General features: G+C 66.5%; 19 protein-coding genes. 10 read left to right on the top strand and 9 right to left on the bottom strand.

The window, feature by feature from the left end:
- Positions 1-13 precede the first annotated feature (13 nt).
- Together ABEJ63_RS08030 and ABEJ63_RS08035 are read right to left on the bottom strand one after the other, a co-directional pair.
- Positions 14-805, bottom strand: a complete 792-nt coding sequence (locus ABEJ63_RS08030) for an enoyl-CoA hydratase/isomerase family protein (RefSeq protein ID WP_375795840.1) — start codon at positions 803-805, stop codon at positions 14-16.
- A gap of 60 nt (positions 806-865) precedes the next feature.
- Positions 866-1,627, bottom strand: coding sequence for an SDR family NAD(P)-dependent oxidoreductase (locus ABEJ63_RS08035; RefSeq protein WP_375795841.1), 762 nt, complete (start codon positions 1,625-1,627; stop codon positions 866-868).
- A gap of 88 nt (positions 1,628-1,715) precedes the next feature.
- Here ABEJ63_RS08035 and ABEJ63_RS08040 point away from each other — a divergent pair, with 88 nt between their 5' ends.
- From ABEJ63_RS08040 to ABEJ63_RS08055, 4 genes are all read left to right on the top strand, one after another.
- The gene (locus ABEJ63_RS08040) at positions 1,716-3,113 is read left to right on the top strand and encodes a cryptochrome/photolyase family protein (RefSeq protein WP_375795842.1); all 1,398 of its coding nucleotides are present in this window, start codon (positions 1,716-1,718) and stop codon (positions 3,111-3,113) included.
- 100 nt (positions 3,114-3,213) lie between these two features.
- Entirely contained in the window at positions 3,214-3,825 is a 612-nt protein-coding gene (gene sod / locus ABEJ63_RS08045) for a superoxide dismutase (protein ID WP_375795843.1), read from the top strand.
- Positions 3,826-3,907: 82 nt separating this feature from the next.
- Complete coding sequence (locus ABEJ63_RS08050; protein ID WP_375795844.1) at positions 3,908-4,180, top strand: DUF5827 family protein; 273 nt, start codon at positions 3,908-3,910, stop codon at positions 4,178-4,180.
- Positions 4,177-4,992, top strand: a complete 816-nt coding sequence (locus ABEJ63_RS08055) for an ATPase (RefSeq protein ID WP_375795845.1) — start codon at positions 4,177-4,179, stop codon at positions 4,990-4,992. Before ABEJ63_RS08050 ends, ABEJ63_RS08055 begins: the two co-directional genes overlap by 4 nt.
- Here the strand turns inward: ABEJ63_RS08055 and ABEJ63_RS08060 are convergent.
- On the bottom strand, positions 4,986-5,576 hold the full coding sequence (locus tag ABEJ63_RS08060) for an MBL fold metallo-hydrolase (protein ID WP_375795846.1): 591 nt from the start codon (positions 5,574-5,576) through the stop codon (positions 4,986-4,988). The two genes, ABEJ63_RS08055 and ABEJ63_RS08060, sit on opposite strands and share 7 nt — an antisense overlap.
- A gap of 90 nt (positions 5,577-5,666) precedes the next feature.
- Between ABEJ63_RS08060 and ABEJ63_RS08065 the strand changes: the two genes are divergently transcribed.
- Positions 5,667-6,671: a presenilin family intramembrane aspartyl protease PSH gene (locus ABEJ63_RS08065; protein WP_375795847.1), complete on the top strand. Its 1,005-nt coding sequence runs from the start codon at positions 5,667-5,669 to the stop codon at positions 6,669-6,671.
- A 138-nt stretch (positions 6,672-6,809) separates the two neighbouring features.
- Here ABEJ63_RS08065 and ABEJ63_RS08070 read toward each other — a convergent pair whose 3' ends face one another.
- Entirely contained in the window at positions 6,810-7,802 is a 993-nt protein-coding gene (locus tag ABEJ63_RS08070) for an ornithine cyclodeaminase family protein (protein WP_375795848.1), read from the bottom strand.
- Between the two features lie 123 nt (positions 7,803-7,925).
- On the opposite strand from ABEJ63_RS08070, the gene ABEJ63_RS08075 reads away from it, so the two are divergent.
- Positions 7,926-9,137: an MFS transporter gene (locus ABEJ63_RS08075; RefSeq protein WP_375795849.1), complete on the top strand. Its 1,212-nt coding sequence runs from the start codon at positions 7,926-7,928 to the stop codon at positions 9,135-9,137.
- Here the strand turns inward: ABEJ63_RS08075 and ABEJ63_RS08080 are convergent.
- Both ABEJ63_RS08080 and ABEJ63_RS08085 read right to left on the bottom strand, forming a co-directional pair.
- Entirely contained in the window at positions 9,127-9,531 is a 405-nt protein-coding gene (locus ABEJ63_RS08080) for a DUF3054 domain-containing protein (protein ID WP_375795850.1), read from the bottom strand. The two genes, ABEJ63_RS08075 and ABEJ63_RS08080, sit on opposite strands and share 11 nt — an antisense overlap.
- Before the next feature lie 24 nt (positions 9,532-9,555).
- On the bottom strand, positions 9,556-10,155 hold the full coding sequence (locus tag ABEJ63_RS08085) for a class I SAM-dependent methyltransferase (RefSeq protein WP_375795851.1): 600 nt from the start codon (positions 10,153-10,155) through the stop codon (positions 9,556-9,558).
- Positions 10,156-10,211: 56 nt separating this feature from the next.
- Between ABEJ63_RS08085 and ABEJ63_RS08090 the strand changes: the two genes are divergently transcribed.
- From ABEJ63_RS08090 to ABEJ63_RS08105, 4 genes are all read left to right on the top strand, one after another.
- Entirely contained in the window at positions 10,212-10,754 is a 543-nt protein-coding gene (locus tag ABEJ63_RS08090) for a GNAT family N-acetyltransferase (RefSeq protein WP_375795852.1), read from the top strand.
- A 118-nt stretch (positions 10,755-10,872) separates the two neighbouring features.
- A complete protein-coding gene (locus tag ABEJ63_RS08095; protein WP_375795853.1) occupies positions 10,873-11,763 on the top strand; it encodes a hypothetical protein in 891 nt (296 codons plus the stop codon).
- 43 nt (positions 11,764-11,806) lie between these two features.
- Positions 11,807-12,790, top strand: coding sequence for a flap endonuclease-1 (gene fen / locus ABEJ63_RS08100; RefSeq protein ID WP_375795854.1), 984 nt, complete (start codon positions 11,807-11,809; stop codon positions 12,788-12,790).
- A gap of 46 nt (positions 12,791-12,836) precedes the next feature.
- Positions 12,837-13,067, top strand: coding sequence for a BolA/IbaG family iron-sulfur metabolism protein (locus ABEJ63_RS08105; RefSeq protein WP_375795855.1), 231 nt, complete (start codon positions 12,837-12,839; stop codon positions 13,065-13,067).
- A 1-nt stretch (position 13,068) separates the two neighbouring features.
- On the opposite strand, the gene ABEJ63_RS08110 is transcribed toward ABEJ63_RS08105, so the two are convergent.
- From ABEJ63_RS08110 to ABEJ63_RS08120, 3 genes are read right to left on the bottom strand one after another with little or no spacing between them, the layout of a single operon-like run.
- Entirely contained in the window at positions 13,069-14,217 is a 1,149-nt protein-coding gene (locus ABEJ63_RS08110) for an ABC transporter ATP-binding protein (protein ID WP_375795856.1), read from the bottom strand.
- 28 nt (positions 14,218-14,245) lie between these two features.
- The gene (locus ABEJ63_RS08115) at positions 14,246-15,154 is read right to left on the bottom strand and encodes a carbohydrate ABC transporter permease (RefSeq protein WP_375795857.1); all 909 of its coding nucleotides are present in this window, start codon (positions 15,152-15,154) and stop codon (positions 14,246-14,248) included.
- Positions 15,151-16,176, bottom strand: a complete 1,026-nt coding sequence (locus ABEJ63_RS08120; RefSeq protein ID WP_375795858.1) for a carbohydrate ABC transporter permease — start codon at positions 16,174-16,176, stop codon at positions 15,151-15,153. The genes ABEJ63_RS08115 and ABEJ63_RS08120 overlap by 4 nt, the downstream gene beginning before the upstream one ends.
- Position 16,177: the final 1 nt, after the last annotated feature.

Raw genomic sequence — 16,177 nt, forward strand, 5'->3', positions numbered from 1 at the left:
GGCCCGGGTTGGGTTACTCGCCGGTGAACTCTGGGTCCCGACTCTCCATGAACGCCGTCGCGCCCTCCTCGTGGTCGTGCGTCTCGAAGACGGCCGCCTGTGCGGCTGCCTCGTCATCCTGTGCCTGCTTCAGGTCCGAGGAGAATCCCTGCTCGATGAGCCGCTTCGAGGTCGCCAGGGCGACCGACGGCCCCGATGCGATGCTCTCGACGAAGGCGTCCGCCTCCGTCTCGAACTCCTCGTAGACGTGGTTGAACAGGCCCAGTTCCTCGGCCCGTGCCGGCTCCACGAGCTCGCCTGTGTAGACGAGCTCCTTGGCGACGCTTTCGCCGACGATGCGCGGCAGGAGGTACGAGGTGCCCGAGTCGACCGCCAGTCCAACCTGCCGGAACCCGAACGAGATGCGCGCCCGCTCGCTGGCGAGGACGATGTCACACGCGACCGCGAGGTTGGCGCCGGCGCCGAACGCCACGCCGTCTACCTTCGCCACCGTCGGCCGGTGGAACTCGTAGACCCGGCGGATAGCCCGCGAGGTGACCTGCTGGATGTTGCGCACCGCCTCGTGTAGTGGGACATCGCCTGCCAGCCGCTCGGTCATCGCGGTGACGTCACCGCCGGCACAGAAGGTGCCTTCCTGGCCCGTCACGACGAGACAGCGTACGTCGTCGCGACCCTCCAGCGAATCGACGGCGTCGATGATGGCCTCGGACATCTCGCGGGCCAGTGCGTTGCGGCTGTCCGGGCGGTTCAGAGTCAGAGTGGCGATTCCGTCTTCGACGTCGACGATGACTGGTTCGTCGCTCATATCCGGGTCTGCGGGCCAGCCGTTGTAAAGCTATCCCGACCGACGGTTAACGTTGTTCGACTACCGGGCCGTCCAGCCGCCGTCGGCCGTGAGCGTCGCGCCGGTGACGTAGCTGGCAGCATCGCTCGCCAGGAAGACGACGGGGCCGGCGACCTCTTCGGGGTCGGCAAACCGATCCAGCGGCGTCCGCTCACGGATCGATGCTGCGAGTTCCTCATTTTCGGTCAACCCCTCTGTGAGGTCCGTCGCGACGTACCCCGGGGCGACGCAATTCACGCGGACGTCTGGTGCCCAGTCAAGCGCCATCGACTTCGTCAGGCCGACGAGCCCGTGTTTCGAGGCGACGTAGGGGTGCTGGCGCGGCAGCCCAACCAACCCACCGACGGAGGCGACGTTGACGAGACTCCCGCCCCGGTCGTGAAGGTCCTCGGCAGCGACCCGCGCGCAGGCGAACGCGCCCGCAAGGTTCACATCCGTCACGAAGTCGAAGTCGTCGCTGTCGACAGCCTCCGGTGGCCCCAGCGCGGCATCGGGGTTGACGCCCGCGTTGTTCACCACGATGTCGAGCGGCCCGAGCGCCTGCCGGACCTCCGCGAAGGCCGCTCGGACGTCGTCCTCGTCGCTCACGTCACAGGTCGTCACCGTGGAGGCAGCGCCGCGCTCGCGCACCTCGTCAGCGACGGCGGCTACGTCATCGCGTGAGCGGGCCAGCGGTGCGACGTCCGCGCCGGCCGCCGCCAGTCCGTGGGCTATCGCTCGGCCGATGCCGCGAGAGCCGCCAGTCACCACCGCCGTCCGTCCACTGAGGTCGAACGCATCCATATCTGGTCGAACGGGTCGCGGGTGTTAGAGATGTTGGTGTCCCCGCCGGAGGGAGTAGATATACGACGACGGCGGCCCATTGTCCAGTATGAACATACACTGGCACCGGAGCGACCTCCGGGCCACGGACAATGTGGGTCTCGCGGCGGCCGACGACCCGGTGTTGCCGGTCTTCATTTTCGACGAAACGGTGCTCGCACACGGGTCGCCACCTCGTGTCGCCTTCATGCTTGAGGCGCTGGCGGCACTCAGAGAGCAGTACCGCGAGCGGGGCGGTGACCTTCACGTCGCCCACGGTGACCCAGCCCGCGTACTGGCCGACCTGGCGACCACCCACGATGTCGCGACGGTCCACTACAATATCGACCACTCGGGGTTGGCCCGCGAGCGGGACCGCGCCGTCACCGCGACCCTTGAGGATGCGGGCGTAGATGTCCGGAGCCATGAGGACGCGCTCCACCACGAACCCGGCTCTATCACCACGAATGCCGGCGATCCATACTCTGTCTACACATACTTCTGGAAAAAGTGGCGCGACCGGGAGAAAGAGACGCCCCACGCGCCGCCGGAGACGGTTGTCGACGCGCCAGGCGAACCGCTGCCGACGCTCAAGGAATTGGGCTTCGAGGAGCCGAAGGCCGACCTGCCGGCCGCCTCCCATCAGGCGGCAGAGGAGCGACTGGAGACGTTCGTCGACGGGCCGATTTACGAGTACGATGAGACACGTGACGACCCTGCCGTAGACGCCACCTCACGGCTCTCGCCGCACCTTCGGTGGGGAACTATTGGCCCTCGGGAAGTGTACGCTGCGACCGAGCAGGCCGCTGCTGACGCGCCCGATGAGACGGCGGCCGAGTCCGTCGAGGCGTTCCAGGGCGAACTCGCTTGGCGGGAGTTCTACGCTCACGTCCTCCATTTCAACCCAGAGGTGGTGACGGAGAACTACAAGACGTACGAGGAAGGCATCGACTGGCACGACGACCCCACGGAGATCGAGGCGTGGAAGCGTGGCGAGACGGGCTATCCCATCGTCGACGCGGGGATGCGCCAACTGCGGGCGGAAGCGTGGATGCACAATCGCGTGCGGATGATCGTCGCCTCGTTTCTCACGAAAGACCTGTTGGCAGACTGGCGGCACGGCTACGCTCACTTCCGCGATCACCTGGTCGACCACAACACCGCCAGCGATAACGGCGGCTGGCAGTGGGCCGCCTCCACCGGGACCGATGCCCAGCCGTACTTCCGGATTTTCAATCCGATGACACAGGGCGAGCGCTACGACCCAAACGCAAAGTACATCCGCGAGTATGTCCCCGAGCTTCGCGGCGTCAACCCAGAGACGATTCATTCGTGGCACGAACTCGATGACACAGCACGGACATCCGCGGCACCCGACTATCCGGCCCCGATTGTCGACCACAGTGAGCGGCGTGAGCAGGCGCTGGCAATGTTCAAGCGCGCCCGTGGTGAGGACCCTGACGAGTAGTCCTATCGGCATTTGTACATAAATCGAGTACCGGAAGTGCGGGTATACTCCTCAATCCTTTTAACCGACGCACGTGTTCGTTCGCACGGAGGTTAGACCCATGAGTGAACGTTCACACCCCGAGCTCGACCCGCTTCCGTACGACTACGACGCCCTCGAACCGTCAATCAGCGAGCAGGTGTTGACGTGGCACCACGACACCCATCATCAGGGGTACGTGAACGGCCTCGACAGCGCCGAGGAGACGCTCGCCGAGAACCGTGATGCCGGCGAGTTTGGCTCGTCGGCCGCGGCGATGCGCAACGTCACCCACAACGGCTGTGGCCACTATCTCCACACGCTGTTCTGGGAGAACATGTCGCCGAACGGCGGCGGTGAGCCGTCGGGCGCACTGGCCGAGCGCATCGAGGAAGACTTCGGCTCCTACGAGGGCTGGAAAGGCGAGTTCGAGGCGGCCGCGTCCGCTGCGGGTGGCTGGGCGCTGCTCGTCTACGACCCCGTCGCGAAACAGCTCCGGAACGTCCCCGTCGACAAGCACGACCAAGGCGCGCTGTGGGGGAGCCACCCCATCCTCGCGCTGGACGTGTGGGAACACTCCTACTACTACGATTACGGCCCGGATCGCGGCTCGTTCATCGACGCATTCTTCGACGTCGTGAACTGGGAGAAGGCCGAAGAGGAGTTCGAGACGGTCACGGAGCTGTTCGAGTAACGGTCCGTCTTCTCCGTTTTTCACCGCGGGTAGCCGCGGGCTCGCCCGGTGCGTTTAGGGGCTGGTCGCTGCAAGCGCGGACATGCCACGATCAAAAGCCGCCTTCGACGATCTGCGTCCGTTCGAGTTTCGCGAGCCACCCGAGGTGCTCGAGGCCGACCAGATGTACACTGTCTACGAGATTGCCCGACTGCTACAGGGTGTCGACCCTGACGAGGACCTCGATGCCGAGACAGAGGCGATTCTGCTCGACTGGGCGGTGCCGTGGATGCTTGACCATGCAGAGCAGTTCTGCTTCGCGGAACCCGACCGCGATGACGAACCAGGCTTCTACGGACTGCGGGACGACCGATGAGGCTGCTCGTCGCCGGTAGCGACCGTGTCGACGCCGGCAAAACGACCTTCTCTGCGGGGCTCTGTCGCGAGCGGTCGGCCCGGGGCTACAAGCCCCGGGCAGGCAACGACTACTGGTTCGACCACGATGACTACCGCCGGGCCGTCGCAGACGGCCGCCTCTATGGGAAGGATGCGAAGCGCCTTGCAGCCGCCTCGCCCGGGGAGGTAGCCCCCGAAGAGATCAATCCGGTCCACCGGCTGTGGCTCCCGACCCCCGGCCGCGGCGCTGGCCTGCTTGGCCGTGATGGCCGCCAGTTCGTCTGTGACCGCGTGTGGACCGGCGACGACACGGAGTTCGTCCGCAACGACACCGTTGAGGTGCCGGCGTCCGTCAGCGAGTCGCTGCCGCTCGCGGACGCCCATGCGGTCGAATCACTGCCGGCGTTCAACGACCTGATGGCACAGCTTCACGCTCCAGCCACCGAGCGGGTTATCGCTGAGGCGACCGCCCGCGACCGGGCCGTCATCGAGTCGTATGCCGACATCGCCCGTCCGCATCCCGATATCGTCGCGGATGCCGTCGCCGTCGTGGAGCCGCGCCGCTGCCGTGTGTTCGATGGCGACCGCTACCTGAAGGCTTGCGAGGTCGCCTCTGGAAGCGCCCGGGAGGGCCGCCTCGAGGAGCGGGTCGACAACGTGCTCGAACTTGTGGAGCCGGCCGCGACGGTCGAACTGCCGGCGCTTTCACAGGCGGAACAGGAAGACCCCGATGCCATCGCGACGGCGTACGCCCCTGCATACGAGCGGCTGACGACTGTGGCTGCTCAGTAGGTGCGAGCAGCCCGGAGCGCCAGTTCGACGTGCTCGCGGGCGTCTCGGTGCACGCTCGGGCCGTGGCCGGCGTGGAGCTCTTGCAGCCGCTCGTCTGTCGACGCCAGCAGCCGTTCGATGCTGTCGATGAGCCGTGCGCGGTCGCCCTCTTCCAGGTCGGTCCGGCCGAAGCCGCCGTCCGCAAACACGAGATCACCTGCGAACACGACGGCCCCGTCTCCGCGAATCAGACAGACGTGATCGTCTTTGTGGCCAGGGGTGTGGAGTACCCGGTAGTCGTGGCCGCCGAGTCGGGTATCTTCCTCATCCGCGAGGGCGTGGTCGACGAGCGGATGGTCGGGGTTGTACCCCCAGACATCGACATCGAACGCCTCAACGACGGCGTCGACGTTGCCGATGTGATCCGCGTGGGTATGTGTGAGTACGACGGCATCGAGGCCGTCTATAGCTGCCTCGACGCGGGAGACGACATCGAACTCGTTGCCAGGATCGACGAGAACGGTCCGCGCGTCCGGGTCGTCGCCGGCGACGAGGAAAGCGTTGCTCGTGAACCCGCCGACATCCGCGGCGAGGTTGCGTATCACGTCCGCCGGTGGGGGCCGGGTTCACTTTACTTCGCCGTCCGCGCGGCCGGCGAGCGCAACCGCCTTACCACGTGACCGCGACGTGGCCATATGAACCGGACCGCGCTTGCGGTCGGGGCTATCGTCGGCCTGTTCGTCCTCGTGCAGGTCAGCGCGCTCGCGCTGGTCGCGCCGTTCGACGCCGCCGGTTACCAGGCGGTCCCCGAAGGACAGACCGACGACCCGACTAACAGCCTCGTGTACATCGTCGGTATCCTCGTCGCGACGGCGGGGATGCTGGCCGCATTCAAACTGAACGTCGAAGGGCTCGTCCGTGCGCTGGTGGCGTTCAGCGCGACCGTCATCAGCTACTACGTGTTCTCCGTCGTCCTGCCGGTCGTCACCGTCGCGGGTATCTCCGTCCTGGCGGCCGGTGCCGCCCTTGGCCTGGCGGCGGCGCTGCTCATTCACCCGGAGTGGTACGTCATCGACGCCGCAGGCGTCGTGATGGGTGGCGGCGCCGCCGGGCTGTTCGGTATTTCGTTCGGCCTGTTGCCCGCGGTGGTGCTGCTGGTCGTACTCGCCGTCTACGATGCCGTCTCCGTCTACGGCACCGAGCACATGCTCGACCTCGCCTCCGGCGTCATGGATCTCAAAGTGCCGGTCCTGCTGGTCGTACCGCTGTCACTGTCGTACTCGTTCCTTGACGACGACGGCCAGGAACGCGACGAGATGACCGGTACTGACGCCCCAGAAGCGACCGATGGCGACGACGCCACGACGGACGCTACTGCGGGCGATTCGACGGAGGCCGCCACCGACCGCGACGCCTTCTTCATCGGCCTCGGTGACGCGGTGATGCCGACGGTCCTCGTGGCGAGTGCCGCCCACTTCCTGTCGTTGCCGGCTGCCGTCGCCGGCGTACCACTTCCGGCACTGACGGCCGCCGCGGGGACGTTGGTCGGCCTGCTCGTCCTGATGCGGTTCGTGGTCCGCGGGCGGGCTCACGCCGGCCTTCCACTGCTGAATGGCGGTGCCATCGGCGGATACATCATCGGTGCAGCTATCGCCGGCGTCCCGCTGGTCGAGGCGCTCGGCCTCGCACCGTACCTCTGACCTCTCGGTTGTCGAACAGAACTGCGCTTCAGGCTAGATTTTTGCCCAGCGGGGGCTCCGAACCTGACGTGGGGGGCTCCCCCACAATCCCCATGCGTGGGCCGCGCCGACCCCTTGCCCCGGGGTCGGCGCTGGTCGCTATCGGAGTGCCTCACTTGCCGGTGCGAACTCGATTGTACTGCCGAGCCCCTCGGCCCGCGCCCGCTCGTAGAGCATATATCCCGCGGCGACCGTTTCGACACCCGTACCGCCGGAGTCAAACATGGTGATCTCCTCGCGATTTTCGCGACCGGGTGCCTCGCCGGCGACCACCTCGCCCAGTTCCGCGTGGACGTGGTCGTCATCGATTGCTCCTTCCTCGCGGGCCTGCAGAAACTCCCCCGAGTCAGAGAAGGCACGCGCACGCAAGTCGGGGACGTACTTGGCCCGCGCGACGGTGTCGGCGTCGAGTTCGCGGGCCGAGGGGTCATACTGGCCCATTGCCGTGACGTGAGTGCCCGGTTCGAGGACGTCGCCGTCGAACACCGGCTCTGTCGCGTTCGTCGCTGTCACCACGATATCGGCCCCTTCAACGGCGGCGTCCGAGGAGGCGACGGCACCGACGGCCGCCTCCAGCTCCTCGTTCATCTCGGCGGCGAACGACTCGCGGTTGGCCTTCGTCGTGGAGTAGACGTTCACTGTGGTAAGGTCACGAACGGCTGCGAGCGCGCGCAACTGACCACGCGCCTGCGTGCCCGACCCAATGATGGCAGCCGTTTCGGCGTCCGGGCGAGCGAGCGCGTCGGCTGCGACGCCGCCGGCTGCGCCCGTCTTGTACGGGTTCATCGCCGCGCCGTCCAGCAGCGCCAGCGGCTCGCCGCTTTCGGCGTCGAACAGCGGCAGAAAGAAGTGGGCATCAGCCGCACCGAAGCCGGCTGCGTACGTGTACCCACCCATCGCGCCGGTCTCGGGTAACACCGCGAGATAACTCGTCAGGAATCCCGGCGGGTCACCGTTGACGAGCTTCTGGCGCGGTTCGGCAGGTGCACCGCCGCCCACCTCGCGGTACCCTTCTCGGACCGCCTCGACGTACTCGGGCATGTCCGCGAGTCCGCGTGTCTGCTCGCTCGTGAGAAACAGCGTCTCAGCCATATCGGCGATTCCGTGGCCGGCATAATGGCTCTGGTGGCTCGCGGTCGAACCGACGGACCCAAGCCCCGAGCTGACACATCCGGGGTCGTGAACCGAAACGGTCGTGCCATTACGGGGCTTGTGATGCTCGCGCACGGCCTCGTCCACACCTACGAGTTGACGCTCCCTATCCTCGCCGTCGGGAGTGTCTGGGGGGCGACGTTTCCGGCGACGACGCTACCTGGACTCGGCACTGTCGAGACGACGCTGTTCGTACTGGGCGTGGTTGTCAGCGGCGGCTACGCTCTGTTCGGGCTGGGGGCACTCCCAGGCGGCCTGCTGGCGGATGCGTACGGCTCGCGGCCACTCATCGTCGCCTCACTGGTCGGGATGGGCGGCTCGTTTGTCCTGCTGGCGTTCGCCCCATCGTTGCCGGTCGTCGCCGCCTGCCTGCTCATCTGGGGAATCTCGGCATCTGTCTACCATCCAGCGGGGCTCTCGCTCATCTCGAAGGGCGTCCAGCAGCGGGGTACTGCCTTCGCCTACCACGGAATCGCGGGGAACATCGGCATCGGCGTCGGTCCGCTGGTGGCCGCCTTGCTGCTGTTCTTCCTCGGCGACTGGCGGCTCGCCGTCGGCCTACTCGGGGTGCCCGCACTGCTGGCTGCCGCCGTCGCCGCCCGCGTCGACATCGACGAGACGGCGGCCGCAACAGACGACAATGCGCGCGCCAGTGGCGATGTCGGCTCGCTCGCCGAGTTTTTCACGAGCTCTCGCCGGCTGCTGCTCGGCCCGTTCGTGCTCGTGTTCGTCGTCGTGATCTGTTCAGGGCTCTACTACCGCGGTTTTCTGACGTTTCTCCCGGAGCTGCTGGGCCGGTTCGACTCGCTGTCGCCCATCGCGCTCGCGGGTCGGACTATCGAGCCGAGCCGGTACGTGTACGTTGGCCTTCTCACGGCGGGTGTCGCCGGCCAGTATCTGGGTGGCCGGCTCACGGATGCGATCCCTGCCGAGCGGGGGCTGGCGGCCGGCTACACCGTGCTCGGTGTCCTCGCACTCGGCTACCTCCCTGTCGCACGCACGGGATTGGGGCCGCTGCTCGTCGTCTCGGCAGTGATGGGCGTCGCGCTGTTCGCCGTCCAGCCGTTCTACCAGGCGACGGTCGCCGAGTACTCGCCCGCTGGGACCCGTGGGCTCTCGTACGGCTATACGTATCTCGGTGTCTTCGGCGTCGGCGCGCTCGGGGGTGCCGTCGCCGGTGGTCTGCTCACGGTTGCAGGGCCGGCGACGCTATTTGGTGTGCTGGCAGCCATCGCAGCGCTCGCAGCCGGCCTCAGTATGTATCTCATCCGATGAACGCTCGGCTCGCAAGCACACGCCATGTGACCAGTAACGTCCCGCCGACGACCAATGACACGACGACGAACGCTGGGGCGGTCCCCCCAGGAACGAACGGCGTCGCCCGGAGTGTCTGTGCCACAGCCGTCGCGCCGACCCAGGCGAGGGCCGCGCGGCCGGCCACAGTCCGTGTACCCGTGAGCTCGCTGGCGGTAAAGACGCCCACGAACGCGCCCACGACCAGCCAGCCGAGGATGAACGGCGCCGCGATTTCCGGAACGCGGACGTACAGCGGCCCGGCCTCTGGGTGGCGGAGCGCGCCCAGCGACACGAACAGCCCGATACACAGCAGGTCGCCGACCAGCGTCGCTCCCGTCGCCCAGTCGCGGTCGAATCGCGGGCGGAGATGCATACCAGCTGTGGGGGGCCCGTCGGCTTAGTCGCGCCGTTTTCGCCCGACGACGGTGTACGCGAAGCCCGTCTCCGGACGGAACGAGACCAGTCCCACCGCCCGGATGGCCTCCAGCAGTGCTGTTGACGTGTAGAACCGCGACCCGAAGCCGATGGCCCGCTCTGCGCCAGCGAGCAGTCGCCCCCGGAGCGTCGCAGGGTCGAACTCGCGAATCACGAGCACGCCCCCCGGCCGGAGCACCCGTGCCGCCTCGGCGAGCGTCGTCTCCGCGTCCGCGAAGTGGTGAAGCGCGTCGACCACCGTGACGGCATCGACCGTCTCGTCGCCAATGGGCAGCTGTTCCGCGAGACCCAGCAGCGCGGGAGCGCCGTTCGCGGTTGCCTCCCTGACCATCCCCGCCGCAGCATCGACCACGATGGCGAGCGTCCCGTCGGCACCCTCTCCCGCCGAGCGAGCTGCCCGGCCGGTGCCGCCGCCGACATCGAGCACCTGCTCGATATCCCGGTCGGCGAACGCAAACCCGCGCCCGAGCGTCGCCGCATCGGCTGGTGGCATCGCCAGGTCATAGAGCCGGGCGAACCGGTCGAACCGCCTGACATCCGGCGACGCGAGGTGTCCGTGCACGGCGGGTGGTCGTCGCCCGGGGATAATGGTTTGCGGCTGGCGGCTAACCATCCAGCATGGAGTTCGTCGTGGCGGGGTGGCATCCGGCTGCCGGGGGAGCGGCCCCACAGCTCCGGCTCGACTGGCGGCGGTTCAGCTACGCCGGCAAGTTCGTCATGACGAACACCGGCAAGGCGGTGCTCCGGGACGGCCCGCCCGGCGATGGCGAGTTTGACGAGGGCGTGCTGGCGGCCGTCGCATTCAACGAAGACCGAACAGAGCCGGCCGCAGCCTGGCTCCGCTACGTGACTGTCCGTGAGGACCGTCGCGGCGAGGGGCTGGGCCCGCAACTCTGTGCGGAGACTACAGAGCGGCTGCTGGCTCGCGGCTACGAGCGCATCCGTATCGCCGTCAACAATCCGTTCGCCTACGAGGCACTGTACAAAGCAGGGTTTGGCTACACCGGCTGGACGACCGGCGTCGCCGAACTGATTTTGGAACGGCCGGCCGACCGCGACCCGAGCCGCTACCGGGCGGGACTTGACCGGTTCCGTGACCGGAACCTCACCGACGCCGAGCGGCAGTTCCTCGCAGACCGGACCGAGCCACCCGACTGGTGAGCGCCGAGACGTGGAAGTTCAGCGTCTGAGAGAGGTCATGGCGGACCCCCCGAACTGAATAGCATCTCCCACAGCGCCAACAACTGTTATGGTGGGGCAGCGCGTGCCATAACTTACCATGATACTCAGCGTCCCCGCCACCATGGTGGGCGTGGCCGAGACCGGTGCGGGCCTCGTCAACACCCCCTGGGGACCGGTCACAGCGGCGATGCTGCTGAAGGCCGTCTTCGTGCTCACACTGTGGGCTGCTGGTGTGGTCGCCGCGTTTTCGTATATCGCGGCCGCGCGTGACGCCTGCGACGAAGAGCAGCACCGCATCGCCGCAGAACTGGCGGCCTTCGAACGGTTCGCCGGACGGGTCCGCGCGCTCACCCCCGAGACCCCCTCGCCGTCGACGACGCCGACTCCCGCCGGCGCCGTCGAACCCCCCGATAGGAGTCCTGTGACCAGCGGGACAGACGGCCTGGCGGCCGCCCGCGACGCCTACCGCGAGACGGTGATGGCCGTCGACCACTTCGAGGAGGACTACGACGAGACGCTTGCCGAGCACGCCCGCGCGGAACTGGGTCCTGACGCCGGCGGCGCGCTGGCAGAAGGGAGCGACCTCACGCCCGGCCTCCAGTCGGTGCTGGCAGAGCGGGCAGATGCAGCCGCGACCGAGCGCCGCGAGTTTCTCGGCCGGCTCGATGAGGAGGCGCGTGACCTGGCCGAGACAGAGCGGCGTCTGTCGGCACTGCTCGCGGAGTCGAGCGATCTCGTGACCGACCTCGAGCGACCGTTTGGCACCCTCGAGGCGCGCTGGCGGCGGCTCGACACCCTGGAACGCCACATCGGCGACGTGGTGGAAGAACGGACCGCGCGTGTCGCCGACGACGACGCCGCGGTCCCCTCGTATCTCTATGGGCAGTTCCCGGTGCCCGACCCCGTGCTGGCGGACGCCAGCGCCGCGCTCGGGGTCGTTCGCGAGCGCCGCGAGCAGGTCACCGACGCGCTCACCCGCGCCAACTGACCTGAGTAGCATCCTTCAAGCCGCCGGCGCCCGACTCGTCTGTATGGGCAACGCCGACCTCCGCTCACTGGCCGTCCTCTCGGACATCCCATTCGAGGAGTTAGCCGGGAGCGTCGTCGCCGTTGACGCGCACAACTGGCTCTATCGGTATCTGACGACGACGGTGAAGTTCACCCGCGACGACGCCTACACGACCGAGGAGGGTACGGAGGTGGCGAACCTTATCGGCGTCGTCCAGGGATTACCGAAATTCTTCGAACACGATATCACACCCGTCTTCGTCTTCGACGGTGGCGTTACCGATCTCAAGACAGCCGAGGTCGCGGAACGACGCGAGCAGCGCGAGCGCTACGAGGCGGAACTCGAGACGGCCAAAGCGGAAGATGCAGACGCCGAGCGGGTCGCCCGACTCCAGTCGCGCACCCAGCGACTTACCGACGTTATCCACGAGACGACCCGTGGGCTGCTCGCTCGACTGGATGTGCCCGTCGTCGAGGCGCCTGCTGAGGGAGAAGCACAGGCCGCCCACATGGCGAGACGCGAACAGGTCGACTACGTCGGCACCGAGGACTACGATGCGCTTCTGCTCGGGGCACCGTACACGCTTCGTGGACTCACCTCGAAGGGCGACCCCGAACTGATGGAGTTCCAGGCGACCTTGGAGGAACACGGACTCACGTGGGAGCAGTTGGTCGACGTGGGCATTCTGATGGGAACGGACTTCAACGACGGAATCGACGGTGTCGGCCCCAAGACGGCCGTCAAGCTGGTTCGCGAACACGGTGACCTCTGGGGGGCACTCGACGCGCAAGAGGCCCACATTGAGGGCGCCGATCTCATCCGCGAGCTGTTTCTCGACCCGGATGTCGACGAGGATATCTCACTCGAGTTGGACATCGAGCCGGATGTCGAGGCGGCCCGTGCGTACGTCACCGACGAGTGGGGGGTCGCCTCCGAAGAAGTGGACCGGGGGTTCGAGCGCATCGAGCAGTCGCTCGTCCAGACGGGCCTCGACCGGTGGACCTGAAAGCCGTCCCGCCGGGCTTTTCGTCGCTCGCCGCGTCGGGCGGGGTATGGAGCCAGCCGAGGTCGAACGACTCATCGAAGAGCGTGTCGAGGGGGCGACGGCGACGGTCCGGCGCGCCCGCGGCGAACACGACGACGACCACCTGCAGGCAGAGGTGACGGCGCCGGCCTTCGAGGGGCTGTCGCTCGTCGAGCAGCACGAACTCGTCTACGACGCGCTCGAAGAACACATGACGACCGACATCCACGCGCTGGAGCTGAAGACGCGAACGCCTTAGCTTAGAGGCGAGGCTCGATTGTGTCCGGATCCGCCAGGTCGCGGTTGTGGACCGCCTCGCCGGTCGTGCGGTCGAACAGGTGAATGGCTGCCTCGGGGAACCGCGCCGTGACGGGCTGGCCCGCCTCGATGCGGCTCATCCCGCCGACGGTGGCGACGAACGTCTCCGGCTCGTCGGCCCGCTCGTCGAACGCAAGGTACACGTTGTTCTCGTTGCCCATCGGTTCGACGACATCCACGACCGTCTCAAACACATCCTTGCCATCGGTCTCCGCCCCGAGCTCGATATCCTCCGGCCGGATACCGAGCGTGAGGTCGGTTCGATCACCGAGTTCAGCCCGGAGCGACTCGCTTAGCGGATACGAGAACCGGTCGGCGACAAGCCGGGTGCCCTGTCGTTCGACCTCGAAGAAGTTCATCGACGGCTCGCCGATGAAGCCGGCGACAAACCGGTTGGCCGGCTGATGGTAACACTCCAGTGGCGTTCCCACCTGCTGGAGTCGCCCATCGTTCAGGATGGCGACCCGGTCGCCCATCGTCATCGCCTCCGTCTGGTCGTGGGTCACGTAGACGGTGGTCGTGTCGAGTTCGTCTTGCAGCCGCTGGAGTTCTGTGCGCATCTCCGAGCGTAGCTTGGCGTCGAGGTTCGACAGCGGCTCATCCATCAGGAACACCTCGGGGTCCCGGACGATGGCCCGGCCAAGCGCGACCCGCTGGCGCTGGCCGCCCGACAGGTCTGATGGCTTCCGATCGAGCAGGTCGCCGATACCCATCGTCGCGGCGCTGGCCCCGACGGTGTCGGCGATGTCCTCGTCGGCCATGTCAGTCGATTCTTCGAGCCCGAAGCTCATGTTCTCGCGGACGGTCATGTGGGGGTACAGCGCGTACGACTGGAACACCATCGCGATATCCCGGTCGGCCGGAGAGACATCGTTGATGAGCCGGTCACCGAGCCGTATCTCCCCGCTTGTCACCGTCTCGAGGCCAGCAATCATCCGGAGTGTGGTCGATTTCCCACAGCCCGACGGGCCTACGAGGACGAGAAACTCGCCGTCTGCGATCTCTATGTTCACGCCATCGACGGCAACGACCTCTTCGCCGCCGCCGGCGTCGAACACCTTCGTCACCTCATCGAGTGTCAGTTGTGCCATATTCGGTCACCTCTCTGAGCCGTCTGACTCATGCTGCCACCCCTTCCGCGAACTTGTCGCCGAAGAGTACGTAAACTACCAGGGTCGGGAGCGCCGCCAGCAGCGCGGCGGCCATCCGGAGCGGGAAGTTCGTCCCGGACTGTGAGACGCCAATCCCGACCAACTCCTGTGTGACCACCGACGCGTCGCCGAACTGGACGATGGTGAGTGCGAACAGCAGGTCGTTCCACACCTGTGTGAACTGGTAGATGAACACGACGGCGAACATCGGCACGGACAGCGGCAGGATGATCCGCCGGTAGATCTTGCTGACCGAGGCGCCGTCGAGCCGTGCGGCCTCGATCATCTCATCGGAGAGCTTCTTGTAGTGTGCCCGGAAGAGCAGGGTGCAGATGGGCACGCCGTAGGCCGTGTGGGTCACGATGAGTGCCACCAACTTCCAGTGGAACTCGCGGACGAGCGGGAGCGTCTGAGCAACCGGAACGAACAGCGTCCGCAAGGGGACCACGTTGTACCAGAACTGCGTGAGCGGGACCAGCACCGCCTGGTAGGGGATGAAGATGCCCGCGACGAACAGCACGTAGATGCCGATCTGGCCGCGCCAGTTCACCGTCGTCAGCCCGTAGGCCGCCATACTGCCGAGCAGCCCCGATAGCACCGTTGCCGGAACCACGAGCACGAAGCTGTTGACGAGACCACTGGCGAGCCCGTCAAGTGCGTTCCCCCACGGCTGGAGCGAGAACGTCCCCGTCCCGGGGACGATCGGCTCCAGCGGCGGCAGGAACGGTGCATTGCCGGTATACGATGCCGGACTGGTGATGGCCGTCATCAGGCCGGTTTCGATGGGAATCAGGTAGAACACGGCCATCCCGACCAGCACCGCATAGAGGCCGATTCGCTTGAGTCGGTCGGCCGTTCCGTCGGTGAACGTGCTCACAGTTCACCCCGCTGATACTGTGAGTAGATGTACGGGGCGACGATGGCCAGTGCGAGGACGAAGAGGATGACCGCGATGGTCGACCCGTAGGCCCAGTTCTGGTTCGCGTACGCCTCTCGTACCATCCGTGTCGCGAGGATGTCTGCCGACGGGCCGGGCTGGTAGCCACCGTACATCGAGAAGAGGAAGTCGAACGCCTTCAGCGCGAACACCGTGATGACAACCAGTGCGCTCACCGTCGCGGTCCGGAGCTGGGGGACGATCACTCGCCAGTACATCCGGACCGTCGAGGCACCATCGACACGGGCGGCCTCGAAGTGGCTCGTCGGAATCGTCCGGAGGGCGGCCAGATAGACAATCATCGCGTAGCCGCTGAACTGCCAGATGAGCGCGAACGCAACGCCGGCGAGCTTCAGGTCGGGATTTTGGATGATACCGACCGGCCCGATGCCGACCGCGCCAAGGAGGATGTTGATCAACCCAGTCTGTGGGTTATACATATATAGCCAGAACTTCGCCGTCACGACAAACGAGAGGCTCATCGGCAACAGGTAGATAGTTCGGAAGGTGTTCTCGAAGCGGATGCCACGGTCGACGAGGATTGCCAACACCAGCCCCAACACGAGACACGCGGCCGCGAAGGCAACCATCAGGACGACCGTGTTCTGGGCGGCGTTCCAGATGGGGTCGACCGCCAGATTCGACCACGACGGTGTTCCGCCGGTGAACGCGATTATGTAGTTCTCGAGGTCGAGCGCACTGTAGTTTGGTTCCCCAATGCCGGTGAAGTCCGTGAACGACAGCAGAACGTTCCACGCAATGGCTCCGTACACGAACAGACCGACGAGCAAAAACGGCGGGAGCCAGAACGGCGCGGACCGCACGACGTCACGCTCCAGCAGTGACTGGTTGGAGTCGCCAAACAGCCGGCTTCGGGATGTCGTCGTCCCGCCGTCCGTCCGGACTGACTCCGTGCCGTCGTCGCTCGAGTGGTTTCTGAGCTGGTCGATGAAATTGCGCATG

Origin of the sequence: Halosegnis sp., from assembly GCF_042216475.1 — an archaeon.
In the GTDB taxonomy this organism is placed as follows: Archaea; Halobacteriota; Halobacteria; order Halobacteriales; family Haloarculaceae; genus Halosegnis.

Coding starts and splice junctions, on each gene's coding strand:
- ABEJ63_RS08030 (WP_375795840.1), bottom strand. CDS start 805: ATGAGCGACGAACCAGTCATCGTCGACGTCGAAGACGGAATCGCCACT.
- ABEJ63_RS08035 (WP_375795841.1), bottom strand. CDS start 1,627: ATGGATGCGTTCGACCTCAGTGGACGGACGGCGGTGGTGACTGGCGGC.
- ABEJ63_RS08040 (WP_375795842.1), top strand. CDS start 1,716: ATGAACATACACTGGCACCGGAGCGACCTCCGGGCCACGGACAATGTG.
- sod (WP_375795843.1), top strand. CDS start 3,214: ATGAGTGAACGTTCACACCCCGAGCTCGACCCGCTTCCGTACGACTAC.
- ABEJ63_RS08050 (WP_375795844.1), top strand. CDS start 3,908: ATGCCACGATCAAAAGCCGCCTTCGACGATCTGCGTCCGTTCGAGTTT.
- ABEJ63_RS08055 (WP_375795845.1), top strand. CDS start 4,177: ATGAGGCTGCTCGTCGCCGGTAGCGACCGTGTCGACGCCGGCAAAACG.
- ABEJ63_RS08065 (WP_375795847.1), top strand. CDS start 5,667: ATGAACCGGACCGCGCTTGCGGTCGGGGCTATCGTCGGCCTGTTCGTC.
- ABEJ63_RS08070 (WP_375795848.1), bottom strand. CDS start 7,802: ATGGCTGAGACGCTGTTTCTCACGAGCGAGCAGACACGCGGACTCGCG.
- ABEJ63_RS08075 (WP_375795849.1), top strand. CDS start 7,926: ATGCTCGCGCACGGCCTCGTCCACACCTACGAGTTGACGCTCCCTATC.
- ABEJ63_RS08080 (WP_375795850.1), bottom strand. CDS start 9,531: ATGCATCTCCGCCCGCGATTCGACCGCGACTGGGCGACGGGAGCGACG.
- ABEJ63_RS08090 (WP_375795852.1), top strand. CDS start 10,212: ATGGAGTTCGTCGTGGCGGGGTGGCATCCGGCTGCCGGGGGAGCGGCC.
- ABEJ63_RS08095 (WP_375795853.1), top strand. CDS start 10,873: ATGATACTCAGCGTCCCCGCCACCATGGTGGGCGTGGCCGAGACCGGT.
- fen (WP_375795854.1), top strand. CDS start 11,807: ATGGGCAACGCCGACCTCCGCTCACTGGCCGTCCTCTCGGACATCCCA.
- ABEJ63_RS08105 (WP_375795855.1), top strand. CDS start 12,837: ATGGAGCCAGCCGAGGTCGAACGACTCATCGAAGAGCGTGTCGAGGGG.
- ABEJ63_RS08110 (WP_375795856.1), bottom strand. CDS start 14,217: ATGGCACAACTGACACTCGATGAGGTGACGAAGGTGTTCGACGCCGGC.
- ABEJ63_RS08120 (WP_375795858.1), bottom strand. CDS start 16,176: ATGCGCAATTTCATCGACCAGCTCAGAAACCACTCGAGCGACGACGGC.